This window comes from Mesorhizobium sp. B2-6-2, assembly GCF_006440615.1.
In the GTDB taxonomy this organism is placed as follows: Bacteria; Pseudomonadota; Alphaproteobacteria; order Rhizobiales; family Rhizobiaceae; genus Mesorhizobium.
The window spans coordinates 137,131-154,609 of record NZ_VFUG01000007.1 but is presented as its reverse complement, the minus strand read 5'-3'; the positions used below and the strand labels follow the sequence as shown (position 1 = coordinate 154,609).

Genomic DNA, 17,479 nt, shown 5'->3' with positions numbered 1-17,479 from the left:
GCTTTGGAGAGTGGCGGCTGCTTGCTTGCTCTCAAGCCTCTTTTGACGATTTCTGCTGGATCGGGATGCCTCACTTTTTCTCAGCTAGGTTGGTTCATTTTGTATTTCGTTCCCGTTTATAAATCCATTACCGGATCAAATGAATGGGAGATTGATGCAGCACGGTTATCTATGTAAACCCTAATTGCCATATGGAATTTAGACAAGGAACGAATTCTAATGAATGTGCAGGCTTCCCTAATTAATCTTGGTCGGATCGAGCCACTGGCCTGCCAGAACCTGATAGATGGCGAGCGCGTCGCGAATGGGGCTGCAAAGGAGCGGCGCAATCCGTCCGACACTGGGGAAGTCGTCTCGGTTGCGACGTTCGCCTCGCTGGACGACGTTGCCGAGGCTGTCGCGGCAGCGCGAGAGGCGTTTCCGAAATGGGCTCGCTTGCTGCCGCAGGCGCGAGCCGATTTGCTCGACACGGTTGGCTCGCTCATCGTTTCCCGGCGCGAGGAAATCGCGACACTGTTGTCGCGCGAAGAAGGCAAGACCTTGCCGGAAGCGCGCGCCGAAGTGACCAAGGCCGGTCAGTTGTTCAAATTCTACGCCGGAGAAGCATTGCGCCTGTCCGGGCGGCATGTGCGCTCGCTGCGCGAAGGCATAGACATCGATGTCGTTCGCGAGCCGGTTGGGGTTGCCGCGCTTATCACGCCCTGGAATTTTCCGATCGTCATTCCGGCCTGGAAGCTGGCGCCAGCGCTGGCTTATGGCAATTGCGCGGTCCTCAAGCCTTCGGAGTTGACCAGCGGTTGCGCGCAGTTGTTGTCGGAGATCATGGTCGAGGCCGGTCTGCCCAATGGCGTCTTCCAGATGGTGATGGGGGGCGGGGAAGTTGGCGCGGCTCTGGTATCCAACCCAGAAGTCGACCTTGTCAGCTTCACCGGCTCGTCCGTCACGGGCAGCAAGATCGCGGCCTCGATGAATGGCCGCAATGCGCAACTCCAGCTAGAGCTCGGCGGCAAGAATCCGCTGATCGTCATGGCCGACGCCAATCTCGAAGGCGCTCTCGATGCGGCGATCAAAGGTGCCTTCTATTCGACCGGTCAACGCTGCACGGCTTCCAGCCGCATCATCGTCGACGCCGCGATCCACGACCGCTTCGCCGAGACGTTGCTCGAGCGAGTCAAGGGTCTCAGGGTCGGGCATGCATTGGACCCGCAGTCGAACATCGGCCCCCTCGTCAGTGAGCAGCAGCGCGAGCGCGTGCTGCAGTCGCTCGACAACGCGAAGGCCGAGACCAGCGGCGAAGCTTGGGGCGGCTCACCACTTGAGGGGGCGACGCCCGGCCATTTCGTTCAGCCCGCGCTGTTCATCGGCACGTCGTCCGCCGATTTTGTGAACCGGCACGAGATCTTCGGCCCGGTCGCATCGCTGATCCGCGCGGATTCGCTCGACCATGCGATCGAGATCGCCAATGATACGCCTTACGGGCTGTCGGCCGGGATCTACACCGCCTCGCACGCCGCCATCGGCGAGTTCCGCCGGCGCAGCACTGCCGGCATGCTGATGATCAATCTGCAGACGGTCGGCACCGACTATCATGTGCCCTTCGGCGGTAACGGCGAGTCCGGTTTTGGCGTGCGGGAGATGGGACCAGAAGTGGTCCAGTTCTTCACCCGTTCGCGCACTATCTACGTCGCCGGCTGAGAGACACGCACAATGTCTGTACGCGGCGAAAGGTTGAGCCAGGGCATGGCCGCAGAGGTGCGGGAGCTTGTCTACCGGCCGCGGCTGGAGCGCGAGACGAAGCACGCGCTGGAACACATGCATGCCATCAACCAGGCGCATCTGCTGATGCTTAAGCGCCATGGCTTCCTCAGCAAGGACATAGCAGCGGTACTGGCCCGCGAGATGCTGGAATTGCAGCGGCAGGGCGCGGAGGCCCTGCCCAACGATCCGTCGCTCGAAGATCTCTATTTCAATTGCGAAACCGCTTTGATTGCCCGTACCGGCGTGGAGATCGGCGGCAGCTTGCATGTGGGCCGTAGCCGCAACGACATAGGGGCGACCATCGACCGCATGCGCGCGCGCCGAGAGATCCTTGACCTGATTGAGGCCGTCTCACGGGTCCGGTCCAGCCTGCTCGACCAAGCGGAGCGCCATGCCGACACCGTCATGCCTGGCTATACCCATCTGCAACCATCGCAGCCCGTCACCTTCGGCTTCTATCTTCTCGGCGTCGCGACCGCGCTGGCGCGCGACATCGAACGATTACGCGCGGAATACAGGCGCATGAATCTCTGCCCGCTCGGCGCCGGAGCTATGGCCGGCACTTCCTTTGCCATCGACCGGAACATGACGGCAGGGCTCCTGGCATTCGACGGCGTTGCCGAACACTCTCAGGACGCCGTCGCCGCGCGCGACTACATGCTTTCGCTGTCCGCGATCGGCGCCTCGCTGTCGACGACATGGAGCAGGCTGGCGCAGGATTTCTATGTCTGGACGACCGCGGAGTTCGCGCTGATCGACTTCGCCGATTCGGTCGCCGGCGTCTCCAGCATCATGCCGCAGAAGAAGAACCCAGTCGTCATCGAAGCCCTGAAAGCCAACGCCGGCGAGGTTATCGGCGACTATACCGCCATGCTTGCCACTATGCGCGCCAGCCATTTCACGCACAGCATTGACGCGACCCGAGCCTCGCTTAACCGCGCCTGGACGCTTTTCGAGACCTGCAGGTCCTCCATGACGCTGCTCGACCTGCTGGTTGCGGCCGTCATTCCGCGGGCGCGGCGCATGCGCGAATTGACCGCAAATAACTTCTCCACGATGACCGACCTTGCCGACTTCATTGTGCAGCGCCACGGGCTGTCATTCCGCGAAGCGCATCACATCGTCGGTTATGTGACGCGAAGAGCACTGGAGGAGAAGATCGCGGCGAGCGGGATCACCGCGGAAATGGTCACGGAGGCGGTCGAGATCGTCCTGCATCGCAGGATTGAATTCGGCGCCACCGAAATCAGCGACATTCTTGATCCGCAAAAGAGCGTTGAGCGCCGCATATCGCTGGGCGCTCCCTGTCCTGCCGAGACATTGAGAATGCTGGCGGCTCAACGCATGGTGCTTCAACAGGACGAAGGCTTCGTCACGGTCGTGAGACAGGTGCTTGCCGACAAAGCAGCGGCGCTCAAGCAAGCGGTCGAGGCGCTGGCCAGCATTGTGGTCGAACCTGCCGCGGCGACCGCCTGACGCACGTCGGAAGGAGCGAACTTTGAACATAGGCGAAGCGGCCAAGGCATCAGGTGTCTCGGCCAAAATGATCCGCTATTACGAGTCGACGGGACTGATCCGATCGGCGCATCGAACCGAAAGCAACTATCGCATCTATGGCGAGGACGAGGTGCATGTCCTGCGCTTCATCAAGCGCTCGCGCAATCTTGGTTTCTCTCTCGAGGAAACGTCCGTCCTGTTGGGTCTCTGGCGCGATAAGGGCCGCGCCAGTGCCGACGTAAAGCGCATCGCGAGCAGCCATATCGGCGAGCTTCAGAACAAAATTGCGGCCATGCAGGAGATGGTCGAGACATTGAAGCATCTCGTCAGTTGCTGCAGCGGCGATGAACGGCCGAACTGCCCGATCCTGAATGATCTGGCCAAAGCCCCCCGCAAAGCCGCAGTTGCATCACGGAAAGGCAACGGCTTGGCCGACGCTCAACGTGTGAATTCGTGCTCGCTGCCAAGGGATGCCGACAACGCACTCGGGGTGAAGAACGGGTCGGCGTGAAAATCGCCTGGCTTCATTCCGTGTTCCCGGCACAGCGCATCGACCGCGTCAACCATCGCTGGAGGGCCAGCGACATAAGCCTTCCAGCCCCGCTTGCTTCCGCTGAGATCGCCGGCGATCGCCTGATGGACGAAGCCAGACCGGTGCGGACCGGGAGCTCGGGTAGCCGACAGAACGATATGCATGGTCAACCGAGGATGCTTCGCCGCCAAACGCGAAAGCTGTTCGACGCCATAGATATCGCCAGTATCCCGAGCCCCGAAATACATATGGATCGGCTGATGCATTCTCGCGCTGACCGCTCGGTTGACGATCGAAAGGATCGGCGCCAGGCCGGACCCGCCGGCCACGCATAGCATCGGCCCGGTGTGATCTTCGCGCAGATAGGCCTCGCCATAGGGTCCTTCGATCGTCACCCTCAGACCCGGCCGCGTTCGTCCCGCTATCGCCGGGCTAACTTCGCCACCCGCGATAACGCGGACATGGAAAGCGACCTCGCCGTCGGCAGTTGGAGCAAAGGAATAGTCTCGTGCCGGCAGTCCCCGAAAATACAGACGGGCAAATTGACCGGGCGATGCTGCAAGCGGCTGCTCAGGCTTGAGCCGGATCTCGACGATGTCGTGCGTCAGCGGCTCTACGGCGCGGACGACCGCTGTTGTCCGGACGACCGGATGGCTTGCAGCCGGCCGAGCCAGCCAGCGGACCGCGACATCCGAGGACGGCCGGGCGCGGCAGGCGAGGATGAGCCCCTGCTGCTTCTCGGCTTCGGTCAGTGAGAAGGGCGTATGGGGCAACAGATCGACCTGCCCGTCCAGCAGCTGCGTCTTGCAGGAGCCGCAGCGCCCGGAGCGGCAGCCGTGAGGATAGGCGATGCCAGCGCCAAGGGCGGCCGAAAGCAAGGTTTCGCCATCCTCGACGGAGATTGTCTGCTCGACACCGGAAATCATAGCTCGATACGCCATCAGTGAGCTTCCGCCAATGTCGGGCTGATAGCCATTGCTTCACGAGGCGCGCCTGGCGAGCGAAACCGCCGCAGGCGGAGTGCATTGCCGAGCACGAAGACGCTCGACAGCGCCATGGCGCCGGCACCGATCATGGGTGAAAGCGCGATGCCGAAAGCCGGATAGAGCGCACCGGCCGCGACCGGGATGAGAAGCACATTGTAGCCGAAGGCCCAGAACAGGTTCTGTGCGATATTGCGCATCGTTGCCTTGCTGATCGCGATCGCGTCGATGACGCCACGCAAATCGCCGCCGACCAGCACCACATCGGCGCTCTCGATGGCAACGTCGGTGCCGTTGCCCACGGCAATGCCGATATCAGCGCCAACCAAGGCGGGCGCATCGTTGATGCCATCGCCCACATAGGCGACAGTCGTGCCACCTTTCTGCAATTGCCGGATCGCCTCTATCTTGCCCTGCGGCAGCACCTCCGCCAGAACGTGATCAAGGCCGATCTGGCGGCCAATGGCTTCGGCGGTGCGGCGGTTGTCGCCGGTGATCATCGCCACCTTGATGCCTGCTTGATGCAGGATGGCGATCACGCTTCGACTGGTTGGCTTCAGCGTGTCGGCAACCGCAATGACGGCCGCCATCTTGCCGTCGATGGCAGCATAGACCGGCGTCTTGCCGGCACCCGCCAACTCTTCCGCATCAGCGGCAAGCGCGGAGAGATCAAAACCATGAGCCTCGAAATTGTGCCGGGAGCCGACTTCGATTTTCTTCCCGTCAGCCACCGCTGCCACACCATGACCGGGACGGGCTTCGAAATTGCTGGCCGGCGGAACGGAAATACCCCGAGCCTCGGCGGCGCGCACGATCGCTTCACCGATCGGATGCTCGGACGACTTCTCGACCGCTGCGACGAGCGGCAGCACCATATCAGCATCGAAGCCGCTTGCAGTGACGATATCCGTCAGCTCGGGCCGACCTCGTGTCAGGGTGCCGGTCTTGTCGAATGCGACCACCGCTGCTCCCCGCAACTGCTGCAGCGCCTCGCCCTTGCGGAAGAGGACGCCAAGCTCCGCCGCCCTGCCAGTCCCGACCATGATCGATGTCGGCGTCGCCAGGCCCATGGCGCAGGGACAGGCGATGATCAGCACCGCCACGGCATTGATCATCGCGAAGGTATAGGCCGGCGAAGGTCCGAAAATCATCCAGATCGTGAAGGTGGCGACAGCGATGCCCATGACTGCCGGCACGAACCATCCCGTCACGCGATCGACAAGCATCTGGATCGGCAGTTTCGACCCTTGCGCCGACTCCACCATGCGAATGATCTGCGCGAGCATGGTGTCGCTGCCGACCTTCGTCGTACGGAAGCGAAAGCTGCCGGTGCGATTGATAGTACCGCCGATGACATCGGAGCCGACCGATTTCGCTACCGGCATCGGCTCGCCGGAGATCATTGCCTCATCGACGTGAGACGCGCCGTCGATCACCTTGCCGTCGACAGCGATGCGCTCGCCCGGGCGCACGACGATGATATCGCCCGGTACGACAGCGTCGAGGGGCACGTCGCGCATGACGCCGTCGCGCTCGACCCAGGCCGACTTCGCCTGCAAGCCGACAAGCCGGCTGATTGCCCGGCTGGTGCGGCCCTTGGCGCCGGCTTCGAGCAGGCGGCCAAGCAAGATCAGCGTGATGATGACAACCGCCGCTTCGTAATAGACGAAGCGCGCATTGAGCGGCAGCACCTCGGGGAAGAAGGTGGTCACCAGCGAATAGCCATAGGCTGCGGTCGCGCCCAGCGCGACCAGCGAATTCATGTCCGGCCCGCCGCGCAGAAGCGCCGGATAACCTTTCCTGAAGAAGCGCAGGCCCGGCCCGAACATGACGATGCTGCTGAGGACGAAGTAGACGAAATAGAGTGTGCGCATCGGTATGGCGCTCATCACCCAATGATGCATCGGGCTGTAGAGATGCGACCCCATCTCGACGACGAAAATCGGCAGCGTCAGACTTGTGGCGATCAGCAGATCGCGACGCAAAGCGTTGACTTCCGCCGCTTTGTTGTCGGTAAGCGGCAGGTCGGCGCCCGCGAGCTGGACAGGCATATAGCCGGCCTTTTCGATCGCGCGCGAGATCGCGCTCGGATCGAGCATCGTCAACGCCTCGATCGTGGCGCGTTCGGTTGCAAGGTTGACTGAGGCCGCGGTGACGCCTGGCACGCGCTTCAATGCCTTTTCCACGCGCGCCACGCACGAGGCACAACTCATCCCCTGGATGCCGATCTCCGTCTGCGTCTTGCGCAGTCCATAGCCGGCTGCCGCGATGGCTTTGCCGAGCGCCTCGGTCGTGAAGCCGTCCGCGACCGAAACATTCAGCCTCTCCATAGCGAGATTGACTGACGCCTTGTTGACTCCAGGCAACTTCGCCGCGGCGAGTTCGACCCGGCGGACGCAGGACGCGCACGTCATGCCCTCGACATGAAAGCTGAGCTCAGTTGTGTTCATGGTTGAATCCGGTCGCATGGAGATGAGAGGGCGCACGTCGTCGCAGCAGACAGCCGTCGTGCAATGCTACGGCTGCCTGCCTTGGTCTCAGATGGCAATGCGTTCGGGGCTGTAGCCGGCAGTGCGGATGGCTTCCATGGCGAGCGCCGCATCCCCATCGACAGTCACGCGAGCCTTGGATAGGTCGATGCTGAACTTGGCGTTCGGCAGAGTCTGTTCGAGAGCGCTGGTGATGACGCCGGCGCAATGACTGCAGGTCATGTCCGATACGTAGAGTGTGGTGCCGGTTGCGGATACCGATGCCGACGATGCGGCGACGGAAGGATGATGATCGTGTTCTTCACACATGGCTGTCTCCGATGTTCAAAATGAGGACAGCCACGAAACTGCAAGGTACCAGCATGGGAAGGTCAAGCGTTTTTTTGAATTTTTTGTGATTGCTGGAACGGATCGCGCGATTGGCGGACCGTTCCAGCATCACGACATCAATTGGAAACCGTGATGGCGCCTTTCATGCCGTTTTCGTAGTGGCCCGGGATGAGGCAGGCGAACTCGAAGCTGCCGGGCGTCGTGAAGGTCCATATGATCTCGCCGCTGGCGCCTGGCTTCAGGCGCATTGCATTGGGTTCATCATGTTGCATGTCCGGCATCTTCGCCATCATCGCCTTATGCTCCTGAATGCCCTCGTCGGTGTCGATGACGAATTCGTGGTCGATTTCACCGTCGTTCTTCAGCTTCAGCCGCACCGTCTCGCCGGCCTTGACGTCCAGCGAAGCGGGTTCGAACATCATCGAGCCGTCGCTCATCTCCATCATCTCGATGGTTACGTCCCGGGTCGCATCATTGGCCTTTCCCGGCATACCGACATGCTTGTGCTCCCCGGTTCCGGAGGCGAACACTGGTGTCGCGAGCAACGAAAATGCGGCCGCGGCGATCATCATTCGTTTCATCTAGTATCCTTCTTTGTTGTCTCTCAAAAAAATGCGTGCGCTAGCCACGCTGCAAGATGCCAACGTGGGAAGGTCAAGCACATTTCGGCGCTCACTCGATCGAACTCCGTCAACGCGCCGGTCGCGGATCAAGGCCGGTCGACTGCCCGACCGAGCAGGCGCATGGCGTTGAGCGTCACCACCACCGTGGCGCCGGTGCCGGCAAACACCGCGATCCACAAGCGATAGTTGCCAGCAGGAAAGCCCAATTGGACAAAGGTGGAAAGACCACGCTTGCCAGATAGGCTGCAACAAGCAGCATCCCTGCTGTTGCGGCAATCCTGGCTTTCGGCGACTGCCACCACCAGCGACGCACCGGCGCGGGCGATGACTCGCCTTCGTTTCCCTGTGTAGCCAATCCGACACGGCGTGCGGCATAGCCGAGAGCATTGAGCTTGGCTTCGACGGCGCTGGTGTTTGTCGATCGCTCATCCAGCCCCAATGTCAGCGTCTCGTTGCTTACGGAAACCTGGACGTTGGAGATACCAGGCAGCCGCTGCAGCGCATGGCTGATGGTGGCTGCGCAGCTTTTGCAGTCGATACCCTCCAGCTCCCAGACCAGCCGATCGCTAAAGGTCGAGGCCGGGACAACTTTGGGATCCGCATTGCCACGCGCGGCGTGCTCGTGACTGCAGTCGGGACGATGGACGTGACCGGATGCGGCAATCGCCGGACGGAACGACAATTGCGGCTGAAAACCCAATTGACGAACCTTCTTTTCGATCGCCGCGATATCGGTCGCCCCTTCATCGAGCAGCAGCGTCATCGTCTCCTTGGTCAGCGACACAGCCACGTCGGAGGCCCCTGGCATACGCTCGACGGCCTTCTTCAGTGTCGCTGCGCAACCGCTGCAATCCATTCCTTCCACCTTGAACACGAAGGGGCGTGCTTCCCGGACAGATCGCTATGCGTATTGGTTGCGGTCATGGAAATGGTCTCCTGCGGGCGGCCGGAATGAGGGCCGATCTCAATTTGCAAGAAACCTGCATCCTCTAGCGGCTATAGCTTCAAAGAGAGAAATTCGGATCGAGATCATTTTTTTCCGAAGGCCTTGACGATACCGGGGTGGGGTATTCTATTTGACGTATGAGACACGAAAGCCATACTGACATCATCAAGCGATTGAAGCGCGCGCGCGGCCAGATGGACGCGTTGATCGGCATGCTTGAGCAGGATCGGGACTGCGTCCTGATCGCACAGCAACTGCACGCGCTGGAACGCGCTGTCGCCAGCGCCAAGCGTACCCTAATCCACGACCATATCGACCATTGCCTAGCCGAAAGCGCAAACGGCAAGCCGCACAGTCATGACCATGCGCACCCGCACCCGGCCACGATCGCCGAGTTCAAGGAAATCACCAAGTATCTGTAAGTGAGGCGGATGGTAAGGTACGTCCGGCCGCCATCGGCTGACCCTTGTGCTTTGCTGCGGTGACTCAGAAGAACATCTTCGACGCTACGCAACCGCCGAGCAGGCCGATTGCGAAGAGAGCGACGATCAGCCCAAGGTGCTTTTCAAGCAAGCGTCGCAAGGGGTCGCCGAAGCGGGTCAGCAAGCCCGCGAGGACGTAGAAGCGCACGCCGCGTGTCACGATGGACAGGATCACGAACCAGACAAGATTGTAGCCGGCGAAGCCGGAGGTGATGGTGACCAGCTTGTAGGGGATGGGTGTCAGTCCCTTGAGCAGGATGATCCATTGCCCGTATTCGGCGTAAGCCTGGCGGAACGCCTCCACTTTCTGGCCGTAGCCATAGGCGTTGATCAGCCAAGTGCCGACCGAATCGTAAAGCAGCGATCCGATAGCATAACCTAGAATGCCGCCGATCACTGAAGCGATGGTGCAAATTCCGGCATAGAGCCAGGCCTTATCGCGTTTTGCCAGCGACATCGGGACAAGCAGCACGTCCGGAGGGATCGGAAAGAATGAGCTTTCGGCGAAGGAAACCGCAGCCAGTGCCCAGATGGCTCCAGGGCGTCCAGAAAGCGAAAGGGTCCAGTCGTAAAGGCGGCGCAGCATGGCAACAAATTGGTGGGCGGCGCTTCCAGAGGAAGCGCCGCTGGGAGGATGAGGCGGCGCCGAAGCGCCGCCTGGCGGAGGAATCGGCCGTGGCCTAGGCTGCGTGGCCCTGCAGCAGGTGAGAGTAGCCCGAATAGGCGGTGAAGAGACCAACGGCGATGATGACCGCGCTGGAGAAATAGGGCACGCGATCGGCGAAGGCGTCAAAGCCTTTCCACTTCTTGCTGGCCTTCTGCATTCCCCAGGCTGCCACCGTCCCCGAGAACAGGAGCGTCAGCGCGAGCCCTATGCTGAAGCACAGCACAAGTGTGAGACCGAGCGAGAACTGTTTGAGCTGGAGACACAGCACCAGCACGGTGATGGCGGCCGGGCATGGCAGCAGGCCGCCGGTCAGACCGAACATGATGACCTGTCCGGTCGTCACCGTGCGCCCAGCGAAACGCTTCTGGATGTCCATGGCGTGCGAACGAGCATGGGCATCCATTGCCTCCATGTCGCCGAGGTCGAGTTGTCCTGCCGCCGCTGGCTTGGCGGCGCCATGCGGCCGGAAGCTTTCGTAGTAGACGTGCTCATGATCATCGTGATCCCAGGTAAGCACGATGTCGAAGGACAACGGTCCCGGAACGGCATCGATCGTCTCCAGGTAGTCGCCCTTGGTCAAGAAGCGGAACGTCTGCTTCGAGCCGTCGTCACGCTTTGTGTCCAGGATCAGTTCCTTGGCGGCCGGCGGCTTCTTATCGACGCCGCGCATATTCTTGAATTTGGCGCGAAAGCGGTTCGAGCCGCCTTCATTGACCAGCATGAGATCGACCAAGCCGTGACCAGTGTCGATCACGCGTGTCTGGTTGGATTGAGCCTTCTGCTGATAGGCGAGGCGCGCCTTGGTGTCCTGCTGCTCGCGATACGTGCGCAGGAGCATCCACAGCGCAACACCGACGATGAGCACGCCGGATGCGAGCAGGAAGTAGGGCTCGGTTGCCTCTGCGGAGAAACTCGGCCCATACCAGATGCCGGCCAGCGCGACGAGCCAGACGATGGCGGTGTGCGAGACCGTAGCGGCGATAGCCAGCAGAAATGCCTGCCACACCGTTCCGCGCACCGCGATAATGAAGGCAGCCATCATAGTCTTCGAGTGCCCGGGCTCCAGCCCGTGCAGAGCGCCAAGCAGGATGGCGCTGGGTATAAAAAGCCAAGCGTTCGTTGCTCCCTGCTGGAGCAACTGCGAAAAGTCGGTCATGCGAAAAATCTCCCGTAAATGTCGCGTCGCCCCTGACTCGCCGGGAGCGAACGAGGTCAGGGCTGGTGTGATCAATCGTCGCCTAGCCGCTGAGTCGATAGCCTGACACGTCAGACCTGGCCTCGCTCGCTCCGGTTCTCGCTGCTCTTGAAAGCAGCACCGTCCGAACCCGCGTGTATACCATACGGGGTATTGTATATTGGGCAAGATCACCGCCTAATCGAATGATTAGCCGATCGAAACAATCCTGTAGTCAGGTATCGGATTTAGCCGGCGTCAGTGCTCGTCGTCGCACAGCTCATGATTAGCGAATGCCTGGATCACGTAGCAATCCTTGACCTGGTCGCCGTGGCAATGTGCCGAAATCCGCGCCAACTCGCGCTCGAGCCTGCGCAGTTCGGCTATGCGTTGGCGCACCACGGCAAGCTGCTCGGCGGCAATGCGACCGGCATCGCCACATGAGCCTTCCGGACCCGCGCTCAACCGCAGAAGTTCGCGAATTGTCTCAACACTGAGCCCGAATTGACGAGCGTGCTTGATGAAGGACAATCTGTCCTCTTCGCTGCGGCCATAGCGTCGCTGATTGCCTTCCGACCGCTCGGCCGCATCGATCAGCCCCATCTGCTCATAGTAGCGAATGGTTGGAACCTTGACGCCCGTCCGGCGGGCCAGATCGCCGATGGCCAGCATTGCAAGTTCTCGTCTGTTTCTCGTGGACCATCGGCCTTTCCAGCTTATCGGTCAAGCAAGCACGAGCTTCGAAAGTGGACTCGACGTGCCGGAAAATATAGGGTACCTCCCTATATTATGAGTCACACGATCAAACACAAGGCCAAGCTTCTAGGCCGTGTCCGCAGGCTCAAGGGCCAGATGGAAGCGGTCGAGCGCGCGCTCGAGGCCGAAGCGCCATGCACCGAGGTGCTGAACCTGGTCGCCTCGATCCGTGGCGCCGTGAACGGGCTGACGGCCGAGCTGATCGAGGACCATGTGCGTGAGCATGTGGTCGCCGGTCCTGACGCGACCGCGCGTGCCCGCGGCGCCGACGAACTGATCACCGTAGTGAGGACCTATCTGAAATGAGCCTGCATCTCGACGTCCGCGGCCACGACCATGTGTTCCTCGGCGATGCCCATGAGCGCAACGAGCGCCGCACTTGGTTCGTCATCGCCTTGACGGCGACGATGATGGTGGCCGAAATCGTCGCCGGCACGATTTACGGATCGATGGCACTGATTGCCGATGGCTGGCATATGGCGACGCATGCCGCGGCGATGCTGATTGCGGCGCTTGCCTATCTCTATGCCCGTAAGAATGCTCGCAATCCGCGCTTCACATTCGGCACCGGCAAGATGGGAGACCTTGCCGGCTTTGCCAGCGCGATCGTGCTGGCGCTCATCGCCCTGATGATCGCTTGGGAGAGCTTCCTTCGTCTGAGGTCGCCCGTGCCCATCGATTTCCCGCAGGCCATTGCCGTTGCCGTCATCGGTCTGATTATCAACCTGGTCAGCGCGTGGCTGCTCAAGGACGACCATCAACACGGCCATGGCCACAGCCACCACGAACATGCCCACGACCACCACGATCATCAAGCGCATAGTGGTGGCAGCGACAACAATCTGCGCGCGGCCTATGTCCATGTCCTGGCGGATGCATTGACCTCGGTCCTGGCGATCGAGGCACTGCTGGCGGGAAGCATCTACGGCTGGCTTTGGCTCGATCCCGCGATGGGTCTCGTCGGCGCCCTCGTCATCGCACGCTGGTCATGGGGCCTTATCCGTGACGCCGGCGGCGTGCTGCTCGACTATCTGTCGCCCGCGGAAGATCTGCCCGAAGAGATCCGCGCAGCGATGGAGACCAATACCGACCGCATAACCGACTTACATGTCTGGCAGCTCGGTCCCGGCCACCACGGTGCTATAGTCTCGCTGATATCGAGTGAGCCGAAAGCACCCTCGCACTATCGCGAGAAGCTGGCGCACATTCACGATCTTTCGCATGTTACTATTGAGGTCGAGTCCGCAATCTAATCACGCGCTTCGGCAAGGTGTTTCGCGACGCCTTTAGCGGCACGACCTATCTCGAATTTTGCAACAGGCGCAATGCGCCCAGCGCGCTGCTGTTGCAGCAGATGATGCGCAAGACGAGAACGGCCGCCGCTGACACCGCCATCTTCCAGATTGCCAATGGCCCGGCCGTCGACGAGATTGTCAGGGCTATCGGCGCGGGCGGTCGGCGTCGCGTCCAACCCCGGATGGCGGACCCTTTTCAGGGCATGCAAATGATGGAGAGGAAGCTACGATGTAATGCCTTGCTCGGCATCCCTGCGTTGTAGTCGATGATGTCCGCCTTCGAGAAGCCGCACAGTTGACCTCATGACCAATGGGGCGCGAAGCAGACGTTTCGGTAGGAAGAAGCCCAATCATGCTGCCGAGCGTTCACTAGCCCTCGCTCCCGATGTCGGCTGCCCTAGGAAATGTGCGAGTGCCGCCTTCCTGGAATCTCGATCCAGCGCATAGGCGATGTGGCTGAAGGCGACGCCGTCAAGCAGGCCCTGTATGTAGCCAGCGATGCTGTCAGCCGCCATGATGAGAGCAGTGTCCACGGTATGGACATAGCGGCTGGTCACAGTGCCTCGTGAGTGCCCAACCAAGGCGGCGATGGTTGCCTCGGTGAACCCAAGGTCGTTTCCAATGCTGGCGAAGCTGTGCCGCAGAACATGCGGCGTGATGTCGGCCAAGTCAGTATCCTTGAGCAACTTCGTCCATTGCCTGGGGAAGCTCCCGAACGGTATGCCGTCCTCCCAGCCGGGAAAGACGTAGACTTCAGCATCCTGTTCCTCGTCGCGGCGAGCCTCGAGGTATTCCTGGGCCGGCAAGCCGATGGTACGCACCGATGCTCCCTCTTTGCTGTCGGCAAGGCGCAGGCAACTGCCCTCGATATCGACTTCTCCCCAACGCAGACCGATGACTTCGCTGCGCCGGCAGCCCGCCAAGGCTATCACCCGGATCAGTGCTGCGGTGGTCTCGTACTGCCTGTCCTCGGCCGCCTTCCGCAAAATGTCGCCAAGCGTGCGGTATTCCTGTTCGCTGAGGCGGCGGGCGTTGACCTGGTCCTTCGGCTTTCGCACACCATGGACAGGGTTCTGCTCGACGATGTCGAGTTCGACCGCGTAGGTGAGAATGCCGCCAAAGAGACCGATCGTCCGGGATGCCGTGCCAGCCCCTCCACGCACGATTGCTCGCCCACGCAGCTTTTCCGTCTTCACGTTCGCACGGGTATTGCCCGTCATAATGTCCTTCATGGCCTGCATTATGTCGGACTTGGCCAAAAACCCCGCACCCGTCGACGCCCGAGCAGAGGAACGATGTGGCGCTCTATGCGCCCGACATCGGTGGAGATCGTCGTGGCCTTCTTAGGCCGCCCGCGCTTGCCGAGCACAAGGCCGTTCCTCAGATCCTCGAGATAGCGGGTGCAGAGTTCCTTGGACGGTGTGCGGTGCGGATCTGACGCATGGATTTGCGGACCGCGTCGAGAAAGGCGCGGCTGGCGTTTTCCATCAGATACCATCGATCAGCGACCTGGATCGCCTTTGGCAGCGCCCTGGCGGCGGCCAGGGAGTAGCCGCCGCCGCGGTCGCGGGCGACGACCTTGATCTGCGACTGTTCGAGGAGCCAAGCCTCGGCGGTCGCAGGTTCCCGATCGGGCAACAAGGCGATCGTACGTCGCCGCTCCAGATCGCAGATGATCGTGCCATAGCGCTGGTTGCGCCGCCACGCCCAGTCGTCGATCCCCACCACGGCTGGCGGGACGAAGCCGGGGGTGGCGCGCCGCCTGACCACGCGCAGCAAGGTGTCGTTGCTGACGGGTAGCATCAGCCTGCGCGCAAAGCTTGCAGCCGGCCGCCCGCCAAGAGCCAGCGCGAGATGATGGACGATATGGTCAAGGCGAGCGGTCCGACGGGACCAGGGTGCCAGGACATCGGTATCGAAGCGCTCGGCGAAGATCTGCCGCGCGCACGTCACAGCGTCACAGCGGAAGCGCCGGACCGTTAAGACGAGCCGGACTCGTCGGCAGGTCGGCCAGCCCACGTTCGTATCGGCTGTGGACCCGATCGGCGATTATTCCACAATCCGGGCACCGCCCCGTTGTCGCACTTGGCCGCGCCGCGATCATCAAGAATCGTGCCTCCGCCAATTTGCGCGGTCATGCCGAGAGCATACCGTCCGGTTCCGGCGCCAAGGACGACATGACCGCTTTCTGCACCTTACCTGGATCGACGTCCTCCGCGATGGGTCGTACTGTCAGCAGAGCTAGTTCGTCGAGCAGAGATCGGAGACTACCGTAGGAGCCCTGGCCGCTAACATCGTGACAACGCTACGTCGATCTTGAACCCCCAGTGCTCCAAGAACTGACGCTTGCTGCTGATCTGAGTGGTCTTGTCGGACTGGTCTATCTCGAGCCAATTGAGCTCTGACAGACTCGCCAGCTGCGTGACAAAGTCTGCTGCTGAGACACGTCCTTGGTTGTTAATTGCGCGCGAAACAGTGGCAGCGATTGCAGCTGTGACGTCCTCGTTGCAGAGCTGCGTTGCTCCGTTGTTATCGACGACCGCGCAGAAAACGAGATTGTAGATTTCATCGAACCAGCCTTCACCGTCCTCGATGAAATCATCTTCCTTGAAACGCCGTACCAGATGATTGAAGTAGTTGATGAACGCGACAGGCACCTCTTTCTGTCGCTCCCTTCGCTTGACCTGGTGGGATAGCCAAACGATCAAAGCGCTTTTGGTGATGATATCAGGACGGGTCCGAACGACACTCGGCATTGTAGTCTCCATAGATTTTGGGGTGGAGAGGACACTCGGGTTGCAACCTTGTCCTCATGCAACCAACGCGGCGACAACTCGAATGGAGATAGAGATCCTTCTCTTCCCACCAGTCGCGTTGGTCATGAGTCCTTTACGGTGGGGTGCTTTCGAGCCGGGTATCGTGCGCGCAACACCCCAGCAATTGGCGAGGCTACCTGCGATCGAGGAGAAGCCGACAACACCCGATCAGCGCGATGACGGTCATGGCCCAGTGGCGATTTAGCCCCGCCGCGGGAGCGAACGTCGAAGCTGTTACTCAAACAGCCGGTCGAGGCGCAGCGCGGCTTCCCTGTCTTGCTTCTCCAACGTGCGTCTGGCGGCCTTCTCAGCCCGTTCCAGAAACGCTGCACCCTTAACGCCGCCGAAAGCTAGGTCCGGGATCGTTCGAGTTCCCATGATCCCAACCATCCGAACGGCATTGCCGGGGCGGATCTCGCGCTTTTTCTGCCTGAACCGTCCGGTAGCTACCGTGAAGATCTCCCCGGTCTCCCCATTAACATCCTCTGTCTTCATCGGGTACACGTTGTGCTCGGAGCAGGGGGCCTTGAGAGCGTACCATACCCGCCCGAGGATCTCGTCGGCCGTGAATGTCGCAACGTGCCCTGCCGGCACGCCTGGAAGGAGGGAGGGGCATCGCTTGGTGACCCTGTCCACGCGTTCTTTAACGGCTTCGCGTTTGACCCCCCAGACGATGGCGTGAACGTGCCAAGAGACCACTATCTCCCGGGCGATGCCAGCCTTAGCAAGGTTGGGGTAGATCGCAGCCTCTACACAGGCGACGAAGTGACATTTCCCGAGGTGACGCCTGGTCCACTTGATGATGCGCGCGACATCCATGGCCGAGGCTTGGGAGATGGGGACAGCAAACCTTGCTGGCGCCAGGGTGACGAAATGATACGTAGCTTTCTTGCCCTTGTTGTTGATTATGCGCTTGAAGGTCCTGTACACGGATTTAGCGAAGGCGATGCGTGACCTTTTGTTGATGGCGTACAGGCATTTGGCCTCCCTTTCGAGTAGCGCATCGCGTAGGTCGATGTTCAGAAGCTCCTCGCCTAGCGGGGTAAGAAGTTTCTTGGCGATAACCTCATCGATTTTATCATGTGTTTTGATAAAAACGCTCTTAGTTAGTATAGGCTCTCTTTTCATTGC

At 60.9% G+C, this 17,479-nt stretch carries 17 protein-coding genes and 2 pseudogenes; 7 read left to right on the top strand and 12 right to left on the bottom strand.

Annotated features, from left to right (window positions below; translation table 11 throughout):
* Positions 1-219: 219 nt before the first annotated feature.
* From FJ419_RS16660 to cueR, 3 genes are read left to right on the top strand one after another with little or no spacing between them, the layout of a single operon-like run.
* Positions 220-1,695: an aldehyde dehydrogenase family protein gene (locus FJ419_RS16660; protein ID WP_181170720.1), complete on the top strand. Its 1,476-nt coding sequence runs from the start codon at positions 220-222 to the stop codon at positions 1,693-1,695.
* Between the two features lie 12 nt (positions 1,696-1,707).
* Positions 1,708-3,234 carry an argininosuccinate lyase gene (gene argH / locus FJ419_RS16655; RefSeq protein ID WP_140695309.1) on the top strand — a complete coding sequence of 509 codons (1,527 nt, stop codon included), beginning with the start codon at positions 1,708-1,710 and terminating at the stop codon, positions 3,232-3,234.
* Positions 3,235-3,256: 22 nt separating this feature from the next.
* On the top strand, positions 3,257-3,766 hold the full coding sequence (gene cueR, locus FJ419_RS16650) for a Cu(I)-responsive transcriptional regulator (RefSeq protein ID WP_140695306.1): 510 nt from the start codon (positions 3,257-3,259) through the stop codon (positions 3,764-3,766).
* On the opposite strand, the gene FJ419_RS16645 is transcribed toward cueR, so the two are convergent.
* The 5 genes from FJ419_RS16645 to FJ419_RS16625 form a co-directional block, all read right to left on the bottom strand.
* Positions 3,694-4,728 carry a 2Fe-2S iron-sulfur cluster-binding protein gene (locus tag FJ419_RS16645; RefSeq protein WP_140695303.1) on the bottom strand — a complete coding sequence of 345 codons (1,035 nt, stop codon included), beginning with the start codon at positions 4,726-4,728 and terminating at the stop codon, positions 3,694-3,696. The two genes, cueR and FJ419_RS16645, sit on opposite strands and share 73 nt — an antisense overlap.
* Positions 4,728-7,220 carry a heavy metal translocating P-type ATPase gene (locus FJ419_RS16640; protein WP_140695300.1) on the bottom strand — a complete coding sequence of 831 codons (2,493 nt, stop codon included), beginning with the start codon at positions 7,218-7,220 and terminating at the stop codon, positions 4,728-4,730. The genes FJ419_RS16645 and FJ419_RS16640 overlap by 1 nt, the downstream gene beginning before the upstream one ends.
* Before the next feature lie 87 nt (positions 7,221-7,307).
* Positions 7,308-7,568 (bottom strand): heavy-metal-associated domain-containing protein, encoded by a 261-nt coding sequence (locus FJ419_RS16635; protein WP_140695285.1) that lies wholly within the window; start codon positions 7,566-7,568, stop codon positions 7,308-7,310.
* A gap of 137 nt (positions 7,569-7,705) precedes the next feature.
* Positions 7,706-8,170: a cupredoxin family protein gene (locus FJ419_RS16630; protein ID WP_140695274.1), complete on the bottom strand. Its 465-nt coding sequence runs from the start codon at positions 8,168-8,170 to the stop codon at positions 7,706-7,708.
* 175 nt (positions 8,171-8,345) lie between these two features.
* The gene (locus tag FJ419_RS16625) at positions 8,346-9,086 is read right to left on the bottom strand and encodes a heavy metal-associated domain-containing protein (protein ID WP_140695264.1); all 741 of its coding nucleotides are present in this window, start codon (positions 9,084-9,086) and stop codon (positions 8,346-8,348) included.
* Positions 9,087-9,295: 209 nt separating this feature from the next.
* On the opposite strand from FJ419_RS16625, the gene FJ419_RS16620 reads away from it, so the two are divergent.
* Complete coding sequence (locus FJ419_RS16620) at positions 9,296-9,580, top strand: metal-sensing transcriptional repressor (protein ID WP_140695258.1); 285 nt, start codon at positions 9,296-9,298, stop codon at positions 9,578-9,580.
* Positions 9,581-9,644: 64 nt separating this feature from the next.
* Here the strand turns inward: FJ419_RS16620 and FJ419_RS16615 are convergent, their stop codons facing one another.
* The 3 genes from FJ419_RS16615 to FJ419_RS16605 form a co-directional block, all read right to left on the bottom strand.
* Positions 9,645-10,226 carry a YqaA family protein gene (locus FJ419_RS16615; protein WP_140695252.1) on the bottom strand — a complete coding sequence of 194 codons (582 nt, stop codon included), beginning with the start codon at positions 10,224-10,226 and terminating at the stop codon, positions 9,645-9,647.
* A gap of 94 nt (positions 10,227-10,320) precedes the next feature.
* On the bottom strand, positions 10,321-11,463 hold the full coding sequence (locus FJ419_RS16610; RefSeq protein ID WP_140695246.1) for a sulfite exporter TauE/SafE family protein: 1,143 nt from the start codon (positions 11,461-11,463) through the stop codon (positions 10,321-10,323).
* Positions 11,464-11,739: 276 nt separating this feature from the next.
* Positions 11,740-12,153, bottom strand: coding sequence for a helix-turn-helix domain-containing protein (locus FJ419_RS16605; protein ID WP_140695243.1), 414 nt, complete (start codon positions 12,151-12,153; stop codon positions 11,740-11,742).
* 117 nt (positions 12,154-12,270) lie between these two features.
* Here FJ419_RS16605 and FJ419_RS16600 point away from each other — a divergent pair, with 117 nt between their 5' ends.
* The 3 genes from FJ419_RS16600 to FJ419_RS16590 are packed head-to-tail and all read left to right on the top strand — an operon-like array spanning position 12,271 to position 13,795.
* Entirely contained in the window at positions 12,271-12,543 is a 273-nt protein-coding gene (locus FJ419_RS16600; RefSeq protein ID WP_140695240.1) for a metal/formaldehyde-sensitive transcriptional repressor, read from the top strand.
* A complete protein-coding gene (gene dmeF, locus FJ419_RS16595; protein WP_140695237.1) occupies positions 12,540-13,490 on the top strand; it encodes a CDF family Co(II)/Ni(II) efflux transporter DmeF in 951 nt (316 codons plus the stop codon). Before FJ419_RS16600 ends, dmeF begins: the two co-directional genes overlap by 4 nt.
* Positions 13,490-13,795 carry an amino acid synthesis family protein gene (locus FJ419_RS16590; RefSeq protein WP_140695232.1) on the top strand — a complete coding sequence of 102 codons (306 nt, stop codon included), beginning with the start codon at positions 13,490-13,492 and terminating at the stop codon, positions 13,793-13,795. Before dmeF ends, FJ419_RS16590 begins: the two co-directional genes overlap by 1 nt.
* Before the next feature lie 87 nt (positions 13,796-13,882).
* Here the strand turns inward: FJ419_RS16590 and FJ419_RS16585 are convergent.
* The 4 genes and pseudogenes from FJ419_RS16585 to FJ419_RS16570 form a co-directional block, all read right to left on the bottom strand.
* Positions 13,883-14,946: pseudogene (locus FJ419_RS16585) on the bottom strand (site-specific integrase); the annotation flags it as partial.
* A gap of 14 nt (positions 14,947-14,960) precedes the next feature.
* A pseudogene (locus tag FJ419_RS16580) lies at positions 14,961-15,600 on the bottom strand (ISL3 family transposase); the annotation flags it as partial.
* Between the two features lie 220 nt (positions 15,601-15,820).
* On the bottom strand, positions 15,821-16,288 hold the full coding sequence (locus FJ419_RS16575; RefSeq protein WP_140695227.1) for a hypothetical protein: 468 nt from the start codon (positions 16,286-16,288) through the stop codon (positions 15,821-15,823).
* Positions 16,289-16,582: 294 nt separating this feature from the next.
* On the bottom strand, positions 16,583-17,476 hold the full coding sequence (locus tag FJ419_RS16570; protein ID WP_140695222.1) for a hypothetical protein: 894 nt from the start codon (positions 17,474-17,476) through the stop codon (positions 16,583-16,585).
* Positions 17,477-17,479 lie beyond the last annotated feature (3 nt).